Origin of the sequence: Streptococcus sp. 2741 (genome assembly GCF_013276315.1) — a bacterium.
In the GTDB taxonomy this organism is placed as follows: domain Bacteria; phylum Bacillota; class Bacilli; order Lactobacillales; family Streptococcaceae; genus Streptococcus; species Streptococcus pseudopneumoniae.
The window spans coordinates 1-20,988 of the sequence record NZ_VMKU01000015.1 but is presented as its reverse complement, the minus strand read 5'-3'; the positions used below and the strand labels follow the sequence as shown (position 1 = coordinate 20,988).

Here is a 20,988-nt window from a genome sequence, read left to right as displayed (position 1 = left end):
TTATGGAATTGCGATTATTCGAAACCTAGAATGCATATAACCTTTAGTTGACAGACCTATTCTAAGTCTCGAAGGCCTGTATTCCCATCTATTTCTCATCAAAAACACTCATTCCCCCTTTCTCCTCCAAAATATGGTATAGTAGAAATATACTATCTATGAGGAGTTTACATGTCACAGGATAAACAAATGAAAGCTGTTTCTCCCCTTCTGCAGCACCTTATCAATATCTCATCGATTGCCGGTGGGGTTGGGAGTTTGATTTTCTGCATTTGGGCTTATCAGGCTGGGATTTTACAGTCCAAGGAAACCCTCTCTGCCTTTATCCAGCAGGCAGGCATCTGGGGGCCACCCCTCTTTATCTTTTTACAGATTTTACAAACGGTCGTCCCTATCATTCCTGGGGCCTTGACCTCGGTAGCTGGGGTCTTTATCTACGGTCACATCATCGGGACAATCTACAACTATATCGGTATCGTGATTGGCTGTGCCATTATCTTTTATCTGGTGCGCCTCTATGGGGCCGCCTTTGTCCAGTCTGTCGTCAGCAAGCGCACCTATGACAAGTACATCGGCTGGTTGGACAAGGGCAATCGTTTTGACCGTTTCTTTATCTTTATGATGATTTGGCCCATTAGTCCAGCTGACTTTCTCTGTATGCTGGCTGCCCTGACCAAGATGAGTTTCAAGCGCTATATGACCATCATCATTCTAACCAAGCCCTTTACCCTCGTGGTTTATACCTACGGTCTGACCTATATTATCGACTTCTTCTGGCAAATGCTTTGACACGTAAAAAATCCGTTTGGTTTCCCAAACGGATTTTGTGCTTTATTTTGAAACTTCTTTTGCAAGAACAAAGTTCCCAAGTGTGGCAGAACCATTTCCTGCTACTGCTGGAGTAACGATATAGTCACGCACATCTGGCACTGGTAGGTAACCATTGAGAAGAGCTGTAAATTTCTCACGGACACGGTCCAACATGTGTTGTTGAGCCATGACCCCTCCACCAAAGACAATCACGTCTGGGCGGAAAGTCACTGTCGCATTAACCGCAGCTTGAGCGATATAGTAGGCTTGGACATCCCAAACAGGGTTGTTGAGTTCAATGTTTTCCCCACGAACACCTGTACGAGCTTCCAAACTTGGACCAGCTGCATAGCCTTCCAGACATCCCTTATGGAAAGGACAAACACCCTTAAACTCTTTTTCAATATCCATTGGATGTCTAGCAACATAATAATGACCCATTTCAGGATGACCCACACCGCCGATAAACTCACCACGTTGGATGACACCTGCACCGATACCTGTACCGATTGTGTAGTAAACCAAGTTTTCGATACGACCACCAGCATTGTTACGGGCAACCACTTCACCATAAGCAGAGCTGTTTACGTCTGTTGTGAAGTACATTGGCACGTTGAGGGCGCGACGAAGAGCCCCAAGCAAGTCCACATTTGCCCAGTTTGGTTTTGGAGTCGTTGTGATAAAGCCATAAGTTTTTGAGTTTTTATCAATATCAATCGGACCAAATGAACCAACTGCAAGACCAGCAAGGTTATCGAATTTTGAGAAGAACTCGATGGTTTTATCGATTGTTTCGATTGGAGTTGTTGTTGGAAATTGTGTTTTTTCTACAACGTTAAAATTTTCATCACCGACAGCACAGACAAACTTTGTACCGCCCGCTTCCAAGCTTCCATATAATTTTGTCATGATAAACCTCTTGTTTTTATTTTCTTTATTATAGCATATTTCGAAAGTCTAAATTTCTCTATTTTTTAGATTTTCCTCTGTAAATCTTACCATTCAAGCAAAAACGAACAAACATGTCATTTGTTCGTTTTCACATTAAAGAGGATTGATTAGATTTTCACTTCGATCACAGCATCCCCCTTAGCAACTGAACCTGTTGCGACTGGAGCTACTGAAGCATAGTCAGCTGTATTTGTAACGATAAGCATTGTTGTATCATCAAGTCCAGCTGAAGCGATTTTGTTTGAGTCAAATGTTCCAAGAACATCGCCAACTTTAACCTTATCACCTTGAGCAACTTTTGCTTCAAAACCGTCACCGTTCATAGACACAGTGTCAATACCAACGTGGATCAAAACTTCAGCACCATTTCTTGTTTTCAAACCAAAAGCGTGTCCTGTTGGAAAGGCAATTGAAACTTCAGCATCAGCTGGTGCATATACCACTCCTTGGCTAGGTTTCACAGCGATACCTTGTCCCATAGCTCCACTCGAGAAGACTGGGTCATTGACATCAGCAAGAGCGACAACATCACCGACGATAGGAGTTACAAGTGTTTCATTTTGAAGAGCTGCTGGAATGTTACCAGTTGTTTCTTCTTGGACCAAACGTTCTGTCTCTACTTCAGTAGCAACTTCTTTTTCATCCTCATAACCAAACATGTAAGTGAGGGCAAAACCAAGGGAAAATGATACGGCTACCATAAGAAGGTATTGAGCAAGTTGTCCGTTACCGATGTAAAGCATTGTACCAGGGATGATGGTGATACCATTACCAGTACCAGCAAGTCCAAGGATTGAAGCCAATCCACCACCGATTGCACCAGCAATCAATGAAAGTAAGAATGGTTTACGGAAGCGCAAGTTTACCCCGAAGATAGCAGGCTCTGTAATACCGAGAAAGGCTGAAAGAGCAGCTGGGAAAGCAAGTGTTTTTAGTTTTGGATTTTTAGTTTTAACACCAACCGCAACAGTCGCAGCACCTTGAGCTGTCATAGCAGCTGTGATGATCGCGTTGAATGGGTTAGCATGGTCAGCAGCAAGCAATTGCACTTCAAGCAAGTTGAAGATGTGATGCACACCTGACACGACGATCAATTGGTGAACCCCACCAATCAAGAAACCACCAAGACCAAATGGCAAGCTAAGGATCGCTTTTGTAGCGATAAGGATGTAGTTTTCAACAACGTGAAAGACTGGTCCAATGACAAAGAGTCCAAGGATAGACATAACCAAAAGTGTCACGAATGGCGTTACCAAGAGATCAATCACATCTGGAACAACCTTGCGGACCGCTTTTTCAAATTTAGCTCCGACAACCCCGATGATGAAGGCTGGAAGAACGGAACCTTGCAAACCAACAACAGGGATGAAACCAAAGAAGTTTATAGCAGTTACTTCACCACCTGAAGCAACTGCCCAAGCGTTTGGAAGTGAGCCAGAAACAAGCATCATACCAAGAACGATACCAACGGCTGGATTTCCACCGAATACACGGAAGGTTGACCACACAACCAAACCTGGCAAGATGATGAAGGCTGTATCTGTCAAGATTTGAGTGTAAGTTGTCACGTCAGCTGGAAGTGTCATTCCAAGAGCAGTCAAGAGACCACGCACACCCATGAAGAGACCTGTCGCTACGATAACTGGGATGATTGGAACGAAAACGTCACCGAAAGTACGGATAGCACGTTGGAACCAGTTCCCTTGTTTGGCAGCTTCTGCTTTCATATCATCTTTAGATGATGTTGGCAAACCAAGTGCAACAACTTCATCGTACATTTTATTAACTGTACCTGTACCAAAGATGATTTGGTATTGACCTGAGTTAAAGAAAGCACCTTGAACTTTTTCCAAGTTCTCAATCACTTCTTTATTGATTTTTCCTTCATCTTTGACCATGACACGAAGACGAGTCGCACAGTGAGCTACACTGTTGACATTTTCACGTCCGCCCAAGGCATCGATGACTTTTTTTGCAATTTCCTGATTGTTCATTTGCAAAAATCTCCTTATATAACATTTTGTTCTTGTTTGAAAGCGATTTTATTCGCCCTTACGACTATTATTTTATCATGTTTTAGAAATATGTCAAGCGTTTTGCAGAAAAAATATTCCATCCACTTAGTGGGCACGCTTTAGATTGATTGTTTTTGACTGTTTCATCAGGCATTCCTTGAAAAAATAAGTTTTAAATCTGAGTTCAAAAGGGTTTTGTTTCACTTTCTTTCAATTTTCTGTAGATGGTTGATTGATTTTCTGCTTCTATTTTATGATAAGCGTTTGACAGTTTTTTCTCTTTTTTAACATAAAAGACTTGCTTTTTTAACCGAAAACGGTTACTATTAAAAGTGATAAGATTTTTGGAGGAATGAATGAATGGAATGGACTACTGAGCGTCGTTACAGACTTTATCAAGATTGGACGCAAGAAGAAATTCAACATATAAAGGAAAATATAGCACAATCTCCATGGCATACTCATTACCATGTTGAGCCAAAAACAGGACTTCTCAACGACCCAAATGGCTTTTCCTACTTTGATGGCAAGTGGATCCTCTTTTACCAGAATTTTCCTTTTGGTGCAGCCCATGGTTTAAAATCTTGGGTGCAATTGGAAAGTGAGGACTTGGTTCACTTCACAGAAACTGGTGTCAAAGTTTTACCTGATACTCCATTAGATAGCCACGGTGCCTACTCTGGTTCTGCCATGCAATTTGGTGATAACTTGTTCCTATTTTATACAGGAAATGTTCGTGATGAAAACTGGATCCGTCACCCTTACCAGATTGGAGCTTTGATGGATAAGGATGGCAAGATTAGAAAGATTGATAAGATCTTGATCGACCAGCCAGCAGACTCTACTGATCATTTCCGTGATCCACAAATTTTTAACTTTAAGGGTCAATTTTATGCCATCGTGGGTGGTCAAGACTTGGAGAAAAAAGGTTTCGTCCGTCTTTATAAGGCTGTAGACAACGACTACACAAACTGGCAAGTTGTTGGCAACCTTGACTTTGCTAACGACCGTACTGCCTACATGATGGAATGTCCAAATCTGGTCTTTGTAGGGGAGCAACCTGTCCTTCTCTACTGCCCACAAGGATTGGATAAGAAAGTTCTAGACTACGATAATATCTTTCCAAATATGTATAAGATTGGGGCTTCCTTTGACCCTGAAAATGCTAAAATGGTAGATGTGTCTCAACTTCAAAACATGGACTATGGTTTCGAAGCCTATGCAACTCAAGCCTTCAACGATCCTGATGGACGTGCTCTAGCTGTTAGCTGGCTTGGCTTGCCTGATGTTTCATATCCATCTGACCGTTTTGACCACCAAGGAACCTTCTCTTTGGTCAAAGAACTCACTATCAAAGACGGTAAACTCTACCAATTCCCAGTCGCAGCTGTCAAGGACCTTCGTGCCTCTGAGGAAGCCTTCTCAAATCGTGCCCAAACTAAGAACACTTACGAACTTGAACTCAGCTTGGAAGCTAATAGCCAGAGCGAGATTGTCTTACTAGCTGATCAAGAAGGCAAGGGACTTTCCATCAACTTTGACCTTGTAAATGGTCAAGTGACAGTAGATCGTAGCCAGGCTGGTGAACAGTATGCCCAAGAATTTGGGACAACTCGTTCTTGCCCTATCGAGAATCAGGCTACTACTGCTACGATTTTCATCGATAACTCTGTCTTTGAAATTTTCATCAATAAAGGAGAAAAAGTATTTTCCGGTCGTGTCTTCCCACATGTAGACCAAAATGGTATCCTCATCAAATCTGGAAACCTAACTGGAACTTACTATGAATTAGATTATGGTCGCAAAACTAACTGATGTCGCCAAACTTGCAGGCGTCAGCCCTACTACCGTTTCTCGTGTTATCAATAAAAAGGGCTATCTCTCCGAGAAAACCATCCAAAAAGTCAATGAAGCCATGCGGGAATTGGGCTATAAGCCCAACAACCTAGCTCGTAGTTTGCAAGGAAAATCGGCTAAATTAATCGGCTTGATTTTCCCAAATATTTCCAACGTTTTCTACGCAGAATTGATTGATAAGCTGGAACACCAACTCTTCAAAAATGGTTACAAGACCATCATCTGCAACAGTGAGCATGATTCTGAGAAGGAACGCGAATACATCGAAATGTTGGAAGCCAATCAGGTGGACGGCATCATTTCTGGTAGTCACAACTTGGGAATCGAAGACTACAATCGAGTGACGGCACCAATTATTTCCTTTGACCGAAATCTGTCACCAGACATTCCAGTCGTTTCCTCTGACAACTACGCTGGTGGAGTTCTTGCTGCCCAGACCTTGGTTAAGACAGGCGCCCAATCTATCATCATGATTACAGGGAATGACAATTCCAATTCGCCTACTGGACTACGCCACGCTGGTTTTGCATCCGTACTTCCAAAAGCTCCTATTATCAATGTTTCCAGTGACTTTTCTCCCGTCAGAAAAGAAATGGAAATCAAGAATATCTTGACTCGACAAAAGCCAGATGCCATCTTTGCTTCAGATGATTTGACAGCTATTTTGGTCATTAAAATCGCTCAAGAATTGGGCATTTCTGTACCAGAAGAGCTCAAGGTCATCGGCTATGATGGTACCTACTTTATCGAAAATTACTACCCTCAACTGGCTACTATCAAGCAACCCTTGGAAGAGATTGCCTGCCTCACTGTCGATCTTCTCTTGCAGAAGATCGAAGGCAAGGAAGTTGCGACAACTGGTTACTTCTTACCAGTTACCTTATTACCAGGAAAAAGTATTTAAATACAAGAAAACTCAGACCGAATTCGTCTGAGTTTTTATGATCTTAAATTTTCTAGGTAGCGCTGGGCTGTCTCTAGGTTAAAGGTTTTATCTGCGATGAGGCGCTCGACTAGGGGAGCAACTTCGGATTCACTAGCACCTGCGAGAAGTGCCAAAGATTTAGCCTGCAATTTCATGTGGCCTTGCTGAATCCCTGTACTCACCAAGGCTTTGAGGGCCGCAAAATTTTGGGCAAGCCCGATAGACACGATAATCTGGGCTAATTCTTTGGCAGAAGGATTTCCCAATAATTCATGACTGAGAGCTACACGAGGGTTGAGACCAACAGAGCCACCCTTGGTCGCTACAGGCATGGGTAAGGTCATCTCACCGACCAATTCTTCTCTTTCAAGATCCAGCGTCCAGCGACTGAGACCTTGATAGCGCCCGTCTCGACTAGTAAAGGCATGAGCCCCCGCCTCAATGGCACGCCAGTCATTACCAGTGGCAATCAAAATGGCATCAATACCGTTAAAAATCCCTTTATTGTGGGTAGCCGCTCGATAAGGATCAGCTTGCGCAAACTGACTAGCCAAGGCTATCTTCTCTGCAATTTCTCGTCCTTGCTCCTTTTGGCGGATCAAGTAGCGAAAGGCGATGCGACAGCTTGCAGTCACCAGAGAATCAGTTGCGTAGTTGGACAGGATTCCCATGAGACTCTGTCCCTGACTGAGTTCTTCTAAGACTGGTTTCAAGGCTTCCAGCATGGTGTTGAGCATATTGGCACCCATGGCTTCCTGGGTATCGACATGAATATAAACAACGAGAAAGTCTGGTTCGCCTTTTATCTGCTCGACATGCAGATCACGCGCCCCACCTCCACGTTTAACGATAGAAGGATAGGCTTGATTGGCAAGTTCTAGGAGCTCTGCTTTCTTGCTGGCAATCTTCTCTTGCGCTTGTTCAGGGTCAGCAACTTGATAAAGGGCTACCTGTCCAATCATCTGGCGCTCATGAACCTGAGCAGTAAAGCCACCTGCTCGCTTGATGATTTTACTAGCATAGCTGGCCGCAGCAACCACGGACGGTTCTTCTGTCACATAGGGAACTGTGTATTCCTGACCGTTAACGAGAACCTCTGGGACCAGCGAATAAGGCAGAGAAAAAGTTCCCACCACATTCTCACTCAGCTGATCTGCCACAGTTACACTCATCTGTTCATCCTGCTCTAAACTCTCTTGCCTCTCAGGACTAAGGAACGCCTGAGCTTTTAACAGCTCGAGGCGCTCTTGGTATGATTTTTTAGAAAATCCATTCCAACTTATCTTCATTATTTTTCAACCTTGCTATAACGGCGTTGGTGATCAACAATTTCAACCAAGGCAAAATCTTGATTTTCATAGCCAGCAAACTGAGCAGAATTTGTTTCATCTAAGTCTACTTCTTCAAAGAAGACTTTTTCATAGTCTGCAACAGATAAGGCAGTTCGTTGGTTGAGCTTGTTCAAGCGGTCTTTATCCAGATAAGCTTCATAACCTTCAACCAATTCACCGCTGAAGAACTCAGCTACAGCACCACTTCCGTAACTATAAAGGGCGATTTTATCCCCAGCCTTCAAGCTATCTGTATTTTCCAAGAGAGACAGAAGCCCAAGGAAAAGTGAACCTGTGTAGATATTCCCCACCTTTTGACTGTAAAGAATAGACTGGTCAAAATGCTTTTGCAAGAGGTCTTTTTTCTCTTGAGGCAGGCTCTTATCCATGATTTTTTTCAAACCTTTTAAGGCTAATTTAGGATAAGGCAAATGGAAACAAACAGCCGCAAAATCATCCAAAGTAATCTGGTAGCGTTTTTGATATTCAAGCCAAGTCGTTTTCAAACTATCCAAATATTGTTGGGTAGAATAGACACCATTTACATAAGGAGTTGTCGAGTAATTTGGACGCCAAAAATCCATGATGTCACGGGTTTGAGCAACATTGTCATTATTAAAGGCCATCATGCGTGGATTTTGTGTAATCAACATGGCCACACTTCCAGCACCTTGAGTTGGTTCTCCTGGAGTTTCAATACCGTACTTGGCAATATCACTGGCAATGACCAAGACCTTGGACTCTGGAGAATTTTCCACATGCAATTTGGCATAATGAAGGGCAGCTGTCGCTCCATAGCAGGCTTCTTTAATCTCGAAACTACGCGCAAAGGGCTGAATACCCAGCAAGCCATGCACAAAGACGGCTGCAGCCTTACTCTGGTCAATTCCTGACTCGGTCGCCACAATGACCATGTCAATTTCTGCTCTTTCTTGCTCAGTTAAAATAAAGTCACTAGCACTGGCCGCCAAGGTCACGATGTCCTCAGTTAAGGGCGCAATACTCAATTCCTCGAGTAAGAGTCCTTTGCTTAATTTTTCAGGGTCAATTCCCCTCGCTTCTGCTAAGTCTTGTAACTTCAAGACATATTGACTGGTCGCAAAACCAATCTTATCAATACCGATTGTCATATTTACCTCTGTTTTATCATTCATGTAAAAAATCGTTCGGTACTATTTTATCACAAATGGCAGTAAAAGAGATAAAAAAGACTTGATTCACCAAATCAAGCCTCTTATTGGTCATAATTTCAAAGAATGATTAGTTGCTAGAGAGTTCACCGATATAAGTAGCTTTATAAGCCCCATTCTCAGTTATCAGTTCCTGGAGGATTAAATTTCCTGAGTAAGTCCTTCCCATCTCATCTACAAATTCTTGATAAAACTGACTGGTCGGAATTTCTCTGACATCCTTATCAAATGTCTTGTCAAGTGTTTTACTAACCTTTTCGGCAATCAACTGATGCTCTTGTAATCCACTTTGAAACTCTGAACCCAAACTAGAAACCATGACTGGGATAAGCAACAAAGTCAGTAGACTTACAGACAATAAGGAAAATAGTGATTTTTTCATGATTTTTCCTCCTTTATATAGAGAGAATAGCATACATAGAAAGCCTTGTCACTATATTTATCTCATTTTTCAGAAAATTCTTTTATTTCTGTAAAGTCTACGATACTCGATGTGTTTTTATATAATGATACAGTCTGAGAATCACTGTTCCGCTAGCCATTCCAATGGAAATGACCAGAGCCAGCATAACAACTAATGTTGCACTTGCCAGCGCTTTATTATAGTCCCCTGTCACAAAAAAGGCAGTTGTCCGATAGGAGAGATAACCCGGAACCAAGGGTGCCAAGATTGCTAAGATAAAGACCACAGCAGGAGTCTTATAAAGAATACTTAAAATCTGGCTGACACAAGAACCTATAATGGCTGCAATAAAAGTAGCCACAATAACATTGGTCGGTTCCTTGAGCAAGAGATAGACTAGCCAGACAGCCATGCCCAAAATTCCTCCTGGTAAGAGCATGGACCGCTGAACATTGAGTACGATTAGAAAGGTAATAATAGCAAGAAGACTTGCTACTGCTTGTAATAAAAAGGTTATTAGTGTCATATTAGTTCATCAATACCAAGGCGACAGAAGTTCCTGCCCCTAAAGCAAGGGTAATGAGCAGGGATTCAAACATCTTGCTCATACCAGAGTTTATGTGGTTGGTCATAATATCACGAACCGCATTGGTCAAGGCAATTCCTGGAACAAACGGCATGACCGCACCAGCTATAATCAAGTCTGCCGTTGAAGGAAAGCCTGTGTAGCGAGCCCAAAACTGGGCAATCATTCCAAAGACGAAGGCCCCAGCAAAGGCTGTCACAAAGGGAATTCGGATAAACTTCTCCACATAGAGGGAAAAGGCAAAACCAAATAAGGTCGCCACTCCTGCCCCAAGTGCGTCGTAGATATTTCCACTAAACATAACCGAAAAGAAAGGAGCACTTAAGGTCGCAGCCAGAGTTACCTGCAACTTAGTATAGGGAAGGGGTTGGGCCTGCAAGGCCGTCAATTGCTTAAAGGCTGTTTCTAAATCAATCTGTCCCCCAACCAGCTGACGAGAAATCTGGTTCACATCGCAGACTTTTTCGATGTTATAAGAAGAGGAGGTCACCCGCTTCATGCGCGAAATATTGGTATTTTCAATAGAGAAAAAGATAGCGGCAGGCATGGCAAGGACATTGCAATCCACAATCCCCTGCGAATGCGCAATCCGAATCATGGTATCTTCTACGCGATGAATCTCTGAACCACTTTTAAGGAGAATAGTCCCCGCTAGCATAATCACATCGATGACGGCATTTAATTCTCTTGATTCTTCCATGCGTTCCTCCTTTTATCAACTCCTTCTATTCTATCACAAATCCGGACTCAAAAAAAATCTTTGCCATGAAATCATGACAAAGATTGATTACTTATTTTGATTATCCATCTGATTTTAAGGAGTAGCTGAACTTGTTTTAGGTTTGTAGATTGAAATCTTGACCCTTGTCTTATTGAGGTCTACCTTTTCACCTGCTCTAGGACTTTGTTCAACAACCATGCCTTCTGCACTACCTGCAGGTGCTTTCGTCACTTCTACAACTTCTATATTGGCTTCCTTAATCCCAACAATTTGAATCAAATTGTTCTTAGTAAACTCCAAGCTGGAACCAATGTAACTCGGCATGGCAACACTTGTAACTTTTTTAGCTACTGTCAAGACGATTTGAGTAGGTTTACTCAAATCATAAGGGATACCTGCACCTGGACTTTGTTTCATAATCGTTCCTGGTTCGCTTTCGCTGGACTCTTCTTCCTCTATCTTAATCAAATTCTCAGGAACCTTCTTCTGCTTGAGTTCTGAGATGACTTCTGTAGAGTTCCGTCCAATATAGTTCCCTAATTGAATCGTCGTAGCTTTTTTAGCCACTGTCAAGACAATTTGAGTTGCCTTGCTCAAGTCATAGGTCGTACCTTCTGGTAGACTTTGCTTCATGACCGTTCCAGCCTCACTCTCCTTGGACTCTTCTTCCTCAATTTTAATCAAATTATCTGGAACTTTTTTCTCTTTTAATTCCGCAATGACATCAGATGATTTCCGACCGACATAATTACTAATTTGGAAAGATTGCTTGCCTGATGAGACAACCAAATTGATTTTCGTTCCTTCTTTTCGACCAGTTCCAGCGCCAGGATCTGTACGGATAATCCGCCCTTCCTCCACCTTTTCACTAGCCTCTGACTTCTCCTCGCCAATCTCAAAATTGGCTTTCTTGAGGGTTTCCTTGGCTTCCGCAACTGTCTGACCTGCCACATCTGGAATGGCAATGGTTGCAGGAGTTCTGGATAGTATCCAAATAAGAGAGGCTGCCACCAATACAAGGCTGGCCAAAAAAATCAGGTAACGCATCTTAAATCTACGTTTTTTCGGTGCTTGTGGTTGGTAAGTTTCCTCTGTCACAGCCTGGCTTGTTTTTTTGATTGGTTTGTGTTCTGTCTGCGCTTGAACCTTAGGAATAGATGTCAAGGTACTCTGGGAAACCTTCGGTAAGATCTTGGTATCTGCCTTAGTCGCATCGTCAAAGATCAGCTTTGGTTCATTACGACGATTATAAGACAAACTACTAGACAAATCCACATACATCTCAGCAACTGATTTATAGCGATCTGTCAATTTCTTAGCAGTTGCCTTGATAACAACATTCTCCAAAGCCTGGGGCACAGATGGATTCTCAGCAATAACGGACGGCAGGGGTTTTTGGAAATGCTGGAGAGCGATGGTCACTGCACTATCCCCATCATAAGGGATATGGCCTGTCAGCATCTCATAGAAAATGATCCCCATGGCATAGATATCACTTTGTACAGTCGCCTTAGAACCACGCGCCTGCTCTGGTGACAAGTAATGAACGGAGCCCAGCATCGAGTTAGTCTGAGTCAGACTCGTCTCAGCAAAGGCTACTGCAATCCCAAAGTCTGTAACCTTGACAGTCCCATCTGGTGTCAAGAGGATGTTTTGAGGTTTCAAGTCCCTGTGAACAATCCCTCTGGTATGAGCCAAACGCATGGCGAGAAGAATTTGTCCCATGATACGGACGGCTTCTTCATTAGAAAGAGGATAGTGTTCCTTGATATAGCGTTTAAGGTCAAGTCCAGCCACATACTCCATAGCGAGGTACTGTTGACCGTCTTCCTCACCAATATCTGTTATCCGAACGATATGAGGATGGTCTAAATCTGCCATAGCTCTCGCTTCACGCTGAAAACGAGCTACAGCTATCGGGTCCGTCTGGTAGTTGGTCCTCAGAACCTTCACTGCCACTTCTTCCCCGTCTAGAATCAAATCTTTGGCTAAGTAAACATCTGCCATGCCTCCTCGACCAATCTGTTTGACAATCCGATAGCGTCCGGCAAAAATCTTGCCGATTTGGATCATTCTGCATCCTCCTCGTTCATAGAAACAAGGGCAACCGTAATGTTGTCTAAACCTCCTGCATTGTTAGCAAAACGAACAAGTGTCTCCGTTTTATCTGCTAAAGGAATATCACTGGTTACAATATCACGAATCTCACTGCCTGAAATCATGTTGGTCAAGCCGTCACTATTGAGCAAGAGATAGTCACCTGACTCAAGGATCACTGTCCCAAAATCAGGCTGAATTTCATCTTTTTGCCCAATAGACTGGGTGATAATATTTTTTTGCGGATGAGCTTCTGCCTCTTCTGGTGTCAATTGACCAGCCTTGAGTAATTCATTGACCAAAGAATGGTCGCTCGTCAACTGATGGTATTCTTCTCCACGAATCAAGCCGATACGCGAATCACCAATATGAGCATAGATAGCCTGATTATCGATAATAGCAAGGACTTCCAAAGTAGTTCCCATGCCTCTGTAAGCTTCATCCTGACCAAGCTGGTGAATCTTTTGATTTTCAATTTCTAGGTAATGGGCGAACCATTCACGCACTTCATTGACTGTATCGATTTGGGTATCAACCCAAGCTATACCTAGGTCTGTTACCGCCATTTCACTAGCGATATTCCCTGCGCGATGACCTCCCATCCCATCAGCTAAAATAATCATGGTACGTCCAGCTCTATTGACATAGTGGTTGACATAGTCTTGGTTATTTGTTCGTTTCTGACCAACATCTGTTAATAATGAAATTTCCATGTGTCAGTTCCTTCCTAATCCGATATCTTGCGAAATTGACTGATGAAGAATCCATCACTTCCATACAATTCAGGTGTAATGAGGATACAGCCGTCTTTCATGATATCCTTACATTCATGTTCTAGTTTTACCTGCTCGAACTCGGGATGACTTTCTAAAAAGGCCTCAACAACTTGAAAATTCTCCTCTGAGACAATAGTACAGGTGCTATAAGTTATTATACCACCTTTGCCTAGTGTTTGACAAACACTACCTAATATTTCTAGCTGAATTTCCTGTAAGGACGCGAAATCTGCCGTTTCTTTATTGTATTTGATATCTGGTTTTCGGCGCAAAAGACCGATTCCTGAACAGGGAGCATCCACCAAAATCTTATCAAATGAATTCTGCCCAAAAAACTCATGCACCTTTCTGGCATCCAATTTTTGCCTTTGAACCCGATCTGCAACTCCCAGACGTTGAGCATTTTCTTGGATTAAGTCCAACTTGTGATCGTACAAGTCCAGAGCAGTAACCTGACCTGTCGTGAGATAAGAGGCTATATGGGCTGTTTTCCCACCCGGAGCCGCACAGGCATCAAGCACTCGCTCATCTCCCTGCAAATTCAAAGTTGGCGCAACCAGCTGACTAGACTCGTCTTGGATGGTTATAGTCCCTTCTGCAAACAAATCATGGCCTGCAAAATGCCCTTGCTCCTTAACCAGACCAGTGGTTGCTAAAAGGGAATTATTCGCCTCCAATAAGGCTTGGATTTCCTCTTTTCGGCTTAAATCAGTTACACGAATACTGGCCTTGTTTCGCACCAAGAGACTTTCAAAAATAGCTTGCGCTCGCTCCTCTCCGTATTCTTCCTTGAGCTTTGCAACTAGCCAAACCGGAAGGGAATAAGCGATGGAGTCACGCTTGTTTTTTCGTTTGATGCTAGCAATATCTGGCCAGCCTTCACGCAAGATACGGCGAAGGACGGCGTTGACCAATTTTTCACTGCCTTTTTTACGGACTTTGGCCAATTCCACTGCTTCATTGACCACAGCATAATCTGGAATCTTGTTCAAATAGCGGAGCTGGTAGGCACTCATGAGAAGAAGGACATAGAGCCAGTTATCTAACTTATCTCTGTCTTCGATAAAATGGGATAGGTACCATTCCAGAGTCAGTTTACGGGCTACCGTTCCATAGACTAGCTCGGTCACTAAGCCCTTGTCTGCTGCCGAAAGTTGACTTCCCTTGAGATGCTTATTTAAGGCGATATTTGAGTATGCTTGATTGATAAAAACATCCTCTAATACTGCCAGGGCTAAACTTCTAGCCGTTTCTACTTTAGTCACCAAATCGTTCTCCTACAGTCAATGTACGTCCAACTCCGTTGAGGAAGGAAGCGATGTCCATCTTAGGCTTACCAGCTGGCTGCACTTGCTTAAGAGACAAAGCTCCTTCTGCCGTTGCGACAATCAATTCTTTCTTGCCGATAGAGAGAATCTCTCCTGGATTTCCCTGACCTTCTACTGGCAGGGCTTCATAAATCTTAAAGCGGTCGCCCTTAAGGAAAGTATGGGCAACAGGCCAGGGGTTCATCCCTCTGATTTGGTTGAAAAGTTGACGATTGCTTTTAGTCCAATCCAACTTTTCTTCCTCTGGCTTGATATTTGGCGAGAAAGTAACCTGACTTGGATCCTGCGGTTCAGGTTTGATGTCACCAGCAATGTAGGCAGGCAAAGTATCCAAAAGCAAATCACGACCAACTAGCGCCAATTTTTCAAACAAGGTGCCAACATTGTCCTCATCTGTGATCGGAATACTACGACGAGAAATCATATCCCCTGCATCCATTTCCTTAACCATCTCCATAATGGTTACACCAGCTTCCTCATCACCTTGAATCAAGGCATAATGGATCGGAGCACCACCACGATGTTTAGGAAGGAGTGACGCGTGAACGTTGACCGCAAAGTCCATGCTATCAAGGAGTTTACTTGGGAGAAACTGGCCAAAAGCGGCAGTCACAATCCCATCTGCTCCTAGCTTCATAAGATCTTCCATCTCTGGACTTCCAGATAGTTTTTCAGGTTGGTAGATAGGAAGTCCTGCCTCTTTTGCAGCTTGTTTAACTGGGGTTTCCTGGATAACTTTTTTACGTCCGACAGCACGGTCTGGCTGGGTCACAACGGCTAGAATTTCGTAACGGTTATCTGTCAAAAGTCCTTTTAAGACTGTTGCTGAAAAGTCGGGTGTCCCCATAAAGATTAGTTTTGTCATATCTTCTCCTTCTTATAAAAATTGCTGTGGCTCATGGTCAATGCTGAGACGGAGCTCACTATTTTCCCTTTCTTGAGTCAAGGCCAAGACCTGGTTGAGGGTTGGTCCCAGCTCATCTTCTAAACGGTATTTAATTAAAATCTGGTAATGATAGAGGTTGTGAGTACGGGCGATGGGTTTGGGCGTTGGCCCGAGGATGTTACTGGTTTCAGACAAACCTGACCGCAAAATGTTCATGACTTCATAGGCACGTTTGACCACCTCTTCTTCTTTCTTGTGAGAAAGGGTAATGCCAATGGTGAAATAGTAAGGTGGATAGCCAAGTTGTCGTCTGATACCCATTTCATAAGCATAAAAGCCTTCGTAGTCCTGGTCTTTTGCAAATCGAATAGCGTAGTGCTGAGGATTGTAAGACTGAATCAAGACCTGCCCAGCTTTTTCAGCACGTCCTGCTCGACCTGCCACCTGAGTCAAGAGCTGGAAGGTTCTCTCAGAAGAACGGAAATCAGGCAGATTCAAGGCCGTATCCGCATTTAGAACACCGACTAGGGTCACATTTGGAAAATCCAATCCCTTGGCAATCATCTGAGTACCTAGTAAAATATCTGCTTCTCCTCGCCCAAACTGGTCAAGCAGAGCTTGGTGACTACCTTTCTTACGAGTCGTGTCCACATCCATGCGCAGAATGCGAGCCTGGGGAAAGAGTTCTGCTAGCTCGTCATAAGCCTTCTGTGTCCCTGTCCCATAGTAGCGAATACTGCGGCTCTTACAGTTAGGACAGACCTGAGGAATGTCCTTCGAAAAACCACAATAATGGCAGTTCATATTCTTGGTATCCATGTGCAAGGTCAAGGAAATATCACAGTTGGGACAAGTATCCACCGTCCCACACTCCCGACACATGACAAAGCTAGAATAACCACGGCGATTGAGCATGAGAACCACCTGCTCTTTTTTAGCCAGACGGTCCTGAATCGCTTCTAGCAAAGGAGGCGTAAAATTTGACGTCTCGTTTTGTCCGATATAGTCCCGAAAGTCAATCACTTGAACCTCAGGGATTCTAGCTAAAGGATTGGCGCGTTGGGTCAGACGTAAATGTTGATAAACGCCTTTGCCAGCCCGAGCACGGCTTTCCAGACTAGGAGTTGCTGAACCAAGCACCAGAGCCGCTTGATTATAATGAGCCCGTAAAATAGCCACCTCTCTAGCATGGTAACGGGGATTACTGTCCTGCTTATAAGTCGCTTCATGCTCCTCATCGATAATCATGACACCTAGATTTTTCAGCGGAGCAAAGATTGCAGATCTAGCACCAACAACAACTTGGGCATCGCCGCGTTCCACCTTGCGCCATTCATCATACTTTTCACCATTGGACAGGCCTGAGTGAAGAATGGCCACTTTCTTACCAAAGCGAGCAATAAAACGCTCCGTCATCTGCAGAGTCAAGGAAATCTCAGGCACTAACAAGATGGCTGTTTTCCCCTTATCCAAAGCTCCTTGGATTATTTGTAAGTAAACCTCGGTCTTCCCACTTCCTGTGATCCCTTGAAGGAGGAAGGGAGGCTGATGACTACCAATAGCACTCACAACCGCATCACGCGCCTGTCTTTGCTCTGGATTCAACTCCAAAGGCTGACTTGCTTCAATCCCTTCAAAATAAGCAGCCGAGCGTTGCACTTCCTTTTGGACTATGGACACAGCACCTTGTTCCACAAAAAAGTTGACCTGCTCCCGTGAGTAGGACTCTAACAAACTAGCCAAGGAAGCACTCTCAGGATGAGACAGCAAGTAATCTCTCAATTCCAACTTTTTCTTGGCACGCGCAGATATTTCAACACCTTCTAATTGAGCTAGATTCACCTCATACCAAGACTGGGTCTTGACCTTCTTTTGATCGACTGCCTGATATTCCAGACCAAGTAGGCCTTTTCTAGTCAAACGCATCATTTCAGCTTGCTTACCTAAATCCAGAGAAGAAAAGGCTAGTGAATCTTCAGAACCAAACAAGCGCTCTCGGTCTTCCTGACTCAGACCTTCCAGAGGATAGAGAATCTTGTCATAGCTAGAATTTAGAAATCCCGGTAGCATAGCCTTGAGAATAGAGATTTTGTAAGAAAATACAGATTTGCGGAGCTCCTCAGCCAGCCAGAGTTGTTCTTGCGTGAGAACAGGAGAAAAATCCAGTACCTCGGCAATATCTTTTAAATCTTGACTTACCCCTTCTTCATCCACTTGGGACTCCAAACCAAGAACAATCCCTTGAATCAGGCGATTGCCCTTACCAAAAGGCACATGAACCCGCATCCCAACTTCTAGCATTCCCTCAAATTCCTTAGGAATCTTGTAACTATAGGGCTGGTCCGTCTGCATCAAGGGCACATCTACAATAATATTGGCTATAACCATCTTCTCACCTCCTCCTTGTCAGTACATTCTTACAATAGAAAAAATAAGATTGAGTCCCCCCAACCTTAAATTTTTTCACCATCTTCTTTTTCTTTAGCGATTTGCTCTTTGATTTTCTTTTCTTCTTCTTCTTTGCGGCGTTTTTCTTCTTCGATACGGCGACGCACTGCTTCACGTTTCCCTTCTGGGTCTGGGTGAATGGTTACGTTTCCTGATTCGATTTCTTCTAGAGCGCGAAGAGTTGATTTTTCAGACTTGAAACCTTGAGTTGCTGGTGCACCTGCTTCCAATTCGTGGGCACGTTTTGCTTCCAAGATTACGAGTGAATATTTTGAAGGAACCTTGTCGAGCAAGGTATCAATAGAGGGTTTTAACATCATTTGCTTGTACCTATTTTCTAAATTTTATCGGGTAGTTGGAGACTTTGGTAACATCTCCTGATAGTGACCAATGACACGGTCCACACGGAAGTGCTCTGCTTCGATCACACGTTTGACACGCTCAGCAGCTAGGGGCACCTGATCGTTGACAATCGCATAATCATACTCACGCATGAGAGCAATTTCTTCCTTGGCTTTTTCGATTCGTTGGGCAATCACTTCTGCGCTATCTGTTCCACGACCTACCAAGCGGTCTTGTAATTCATCCAAATCTGGTGGTGTCAGGAAGATAAAGACAGCATCTGGAACCTTTTTCTTAACCTGAAGAGCACCCTGAACTTCAATTTCAAGGAAAACATCGATTCCCTTGTCCAAGGTTTCATTGACGTAGGTCAGAGGAGTTCCATAGTAGTTGCCGACATATTCTGCGTATTCCAACATCTGTCCTTGACGAATCAGCTCTTCAAACTCTTCACGAGTACGGAAGAAATAGTCACCACCGTCCACTTCTCCAGGACGTTGTGCGCGTGTCGTCATCGATACAGAGTATTGAAATTGATTTTCAGAACTCTCAAAAATCTCTCTTCTAACCGTTCCTTTGCCAACCCCTGAAGGACCAGAAAAAACGATTAGTAAGCCTCGGTCTGCCATTGTGTCTCCTTTTAGTCAGTCTGTGAAATAACATTTCTCTAGAATAATGGCAAAAAGCCAGATTATCCTTTACAGTCTTTCTATCTAGTGTAACAAAAAAGCAGTAATTTTTCAACTGCTCTTTCTTATTTATTTAGATGTGTTGTGATTCGAACGTGAAATATCGCTTTTAAAATATCTTCAGAAAATAGGTCTATACCATTTACAAATGAAAAAGAAAGGTTTATAATGTAATTGACATAATAAATTGTAGAATCAATTTTTTAAGGAGGTTAACATTATGCCTAACTATATTAAAGCGGATCAGTTTTTCTACCCACACGGAGTTCGTCGAGGTGGTTACTTGGAACTTGTGGACGGCAAGTTTGGAAAACATGTAGAGCAGATTCCTGAAGGAGCTGAGGTGATTGACTATACAGGTTATAGCATTGCTCCAGGACTTGTGGATACCCACATTCATGGATTTGGCGGTGTGGATGTTATGGATAATAATATCGAAGGAACGCTTCATACTATGAGTGAAGGACTCCTCAGCATGGGGGTAACGAGCTTCTTGCCAACAACTTTGACATCGACTTATGAGCAATTGCTTGCGGTAACTGAAAATATCGGTGCTCGTTATCAAGAAGCAAGTGGCGCGAAAATTCGTGGAATTTATTTTGAAGGGCCTTATTTCACAGAGAAATACAAGGGGGCTCAAAACCCTGCCTACATGAAAGATCCTCGCATGGATGAGTTTCGTGCTTGGCAAAAAGCAGCAAATGGCTTGCTAAATAAAATTGCTCTTGCGCCAGAGCGTGAAGGTGTAGAAGACTTTGTACGGACTATCACCGGAGAAGGTGTAACGGTTGCTCTTGGGCACTCAAACGCGACTTTTGATGAAGCTAAAAAAGCAGTCGATGCTGGAGCGAGTGTTTGGGTACACGCCTACAATGGAATGCGTGGGTTGACTCACCGCGAACTGGGTATGGTTGGAGCCATGTATCAATTACCTCATACCTATGCAGAGTTGATCTGTGATGGCCATCACGTAGATCCAAAAGCCTGCGAAATTCTTATCAAACAAAAAGGGACAGAAAACATTGCTCTTATTACAGACTGTATGACAGCTGGTGGATTGGAAGACGGTGACTATATGTTGGGAGAATTCCCAGTTGTCGTTGCAAATGGAACTGCACGCCTCAAATCGACAGGTAACTTGGCAGGTTCTATCCTCAAACTCAAAGATGGTGTGAAGAATGTAGTCGAATGGGGAATTGCGAATCCGCATGAAGCAGTCATGATGGCCAGCTTCAACCCAGCTAAATCCGTTCACATCGATGACGTCTGTGGACAAATTCGTGAAGGTTATGATGCAGATTTTATTGTTTTAGACAAAGATTTGGAATTGGTAGCAACCTATCTAGATGGTGTGAAACGTTATCAAGCATAAGAGAGAAGAGTCTGGGCAAAAGTCTAATTTGAGGAGAAAATCCAGTAATACTCCTTTGAAGTCAAAAAGCAACAAACACTGTCAACTATTTGTTACAACTCCATTAATTAGTATTCCACTTTCTAAAATCAGTATTTTGAGCTGTGCAATCCAAGTCTTCTAATTTGTTTTTTAATTTCTGTTTAGTATAAATTTTACTTGGGTAGTAGACCAACTTGGAGCGTTTACGAGTTGTTCCAGGCTCAGTTTAGCTTGTTTTCT

The 20,988-nt window shown here is 43.3% G+C and carries 18 protein-coding genes; 4 read left to right on the top strand and 14 right to left on the bottom strand.

The window, feature by feature from the left end; all coding sequences use genetic code 11:
• Window positions 1-171 precede the first annotated feature (171 nt).
• A complete protein-coding gene (locus HT671_RS01920; protein WP_023940844.1) occupies window positions 172-789 on the top strand; it encodes a TVP38/TMEM64 family protein in 618 nt (205 codons plus the stop codon).
• A 42-nt stretch (window positions 790-831) separates the two neighbouring features.
• Here HT671_RS01920 and scrK read toward each other — a convergent pair whose 3' ends face one another.
• Entirely contained in the window at window positions 832-1,719 is an 888-nt protein-coding gene (gene scrK, locus HT671_RS01915; RefSeq protein ID WP_000164309.1) for a fructokinase ScrK, read from the bottom strand.
• 149 nt (window positions 1,720-1,868) lie between these two features.
• The gene (locus HT671_RS01910; protein WP_138703232.1) at window positions 1,869-3,755 is read right to left on the bottom strand and encodes a sucrose-specific PTS transporter subunit IIBC; all 1,887 of its coding nucleotides are present in this window, start codon (window positions 3,753-3,755) and stop codon (window positions 1,869-1,871) included.
• 381 nt (window positions 3,756-4,136) lie between these two features.
• On the opposite strand from HT671_RS01910, the gene HT671_RS01905 reads away from it, so the two are divergent.
• A complete protein-coding gene (locus HT671_RS01905; RefSeq protein ID WP_023940842.1) occupies window positions 4,137-5,591 on the top strand; it encodes a glycoside hydrolase family 32 protein in 1,455 nt (484 codons plus the stop codon).
• Complete coding sequence (locus HT671_RS01900) at window positions 5,572-6,537, top strand: LacI family DNA-binding transcriptional regulator (protein WP_000226009.1); 966 nt, start codon at window positions 5,572-5,574, stop codon at window positions 6,535-6,537. The genes HT671_RS01905 and HT671_RS01900 overlap by 20 nt, the downstream gene beginning before the upstream one ends.
• Window positions 6,538-6,572: 35 nt before the next feature.
• Here HT671_RS01900 and HT671_RS01895 read toward each other — a convergent pair whose 3' ends face one another.
• The 12 genes from HT671_RS01895 to gmk all read right to left on the bottom strand — a co-directional run bounded on the left by HT671_RS01895 (window position 6,573) and on the right by gmk (window position 19,295).
• On the bottom strand, window positions 6,573-7,847 hold the full coding sequence (locus HT671_RS01895; protein WP_000704368.1) for a hydroxymethylglutaryl-CoA reductase, degradative: 1,275 nt from the start codon (window positions 7,845-7,847) through the stop codon (window positions 6,573-6,575).
• Window positions 7,847-9,019, bottom strand: a complete 1,173-nt coding sequence (locus tag HT671_RS01890) for a hydroxymethylglutaryl-CoA synthase (RefSeq protein ID WP_172923018.1) — start codon at window positions 9,017-9,019, stop codon at window positions 7,847-7,849. The genes HT671_RS01895 and HT671_RS01890 overlap by 1 nt, the downstream gene beginning before the upstream one ends.
• 130 nt (window positions 9,020-9,149) lie before the next feature.
• Window positions 9,150-9,398 (bottom strand): hypothetical protein, encoded by a 249-nt coding sequence (locus tag HT671_RS01885; RefSeq protein ID WP_025170610.1) that lies wholly within the window; start codon window positions 9,396-9,398, stop codon window positions 9,150-9,152.
• Window positions 9,399-9,558: 160 nt separating this feature from the next.
• Complete coding sequence (locus HT671_RS01880; protein WP_000172685.1) at window positions 9,559-10,008, bottom strand: threonine/serine exporter family protein; 450 nt, start codon at window positions 10,006-10,008, stop codon at window positions 9,559-9,561.
• Between the two features lies 1 nt (window position 10,009).
• Window positions 10,010-10,768, bottom strand: a complete 759-nt coding sequence (locus HT671_RS01875) for a threonine/serine exporter family protein (protein WP_000392948.1) — start codon at window positions 10,766-10,768, stop codon at window positions 10,010-10,012.
• Between the two features lie 114 nt (window positions 10,769-10,882).
• A complete protein-coding gene (stkP, locus tag HT671_RS01870) occupies window positions 10,883-12,862 on the bottom strand; it encodes a serine/threonine-protein kinase StkP (RefSeq protein WP_172923017.1) in 1,980 nt (659 codons plus the stop codon).
• On the bottom strand, window positions 12,859-13,599 hold the full coding sequence (locus HT671_RS01865; protein ID WP_000406237.1) for a Stp1/IreP family PP2C-type Ser/Thr phosphatase: 741 nt from the start codon (window positions 13,597-13,599) through the stop codon (window positions 12,859-12,861). The genes stkP and HT671_RS01865 overlap by 4 nt, the downstream gene beginning before the upstream one ends.
• 14 nt (window positions 13,600-13,613) lie before the next feature.
• Window positions 13,614-14,927 carry a 16S rRNA (cytosine(967)-C(5))-methyltransferase RsmB gene (rsmB, locus tag HT671_RS01860; protein ID WP_007284879.1) on the bottom strand — a complete coding sequence of 438 codons (1,314 nt, stop codon included), beginning with the start codon at window positions 14,925-14,927 and terminating at the stop codon, window positions 13,614-13,616.
• A complete protein-coding gene (gene fmt, locus HT671_RS01855; RefSeq protein ID WP_000163714.1) occupies window positions 14,920-15,855 on the bottom strand; it encodes a methionyl-tRNA formyltransferase in 936 nt (311 codons plus the stop codon). Before fmt ends, rsmB begins: the two co-directional genes overlap by 8 nt.
• Before the next feature lie 12 nt (window positions 15,856-15,867).
• On the bottom strand, window positions 15,868-18,264 hold the full coding sequence (locus HT671_RS01850) for a primosomal protein N' (protein ID WP_000233902.1): 2,397 nt from the start codon (window positions 18,262-18,264) through the stop codon (window positions 15,868-15,870).
• Between the two features lie 65 nt (window positions 18,265-18,329).
• Window positions 18,330-18,644, bottom strand: coding sequence for a DNA-directed RNA polymerase subunit omega (rpoZ, locus tag HT671_RS01845; protein ID WP_000979235.1), 315 nt, complete (start codon window positions 18,642-18,644; stop codon window positions 18,330-18,332).
• Window positions 18,645-18,668: 24 nt separating this feature from the next.
• Window positions 18,669-19,295: a guanylate kinase gene (gene gmk / locus HT671_RS01840; RefSeq protein WP_000775034.1), complete on the bottom strand. Its 627-nt coding sequence runs from the start codon at window positions 19,293-19,295 to the stop codon at window positions 18,669-18,671.
• Window positions 19,296-19,575: 280 nt separating this feature from the next.
• Here gmk and nagA point away from each other — a divergent pair, with 280 nt between their 5' ends.
• Window positions 19,576-20,727, top strand: coding sequence for an N-acetylglucosamine-6-phosphate deacetylase (gene nagA / locus HT671_RS01835; RefSeq protein ID WP_001134440.1), 1,152 nt, complete (start codon window positions 19,576-19,578; stop codon window positions 20,725-20,727).
• Window positions 20,728-20,988 lie beyond the last annotated feature (261 nt).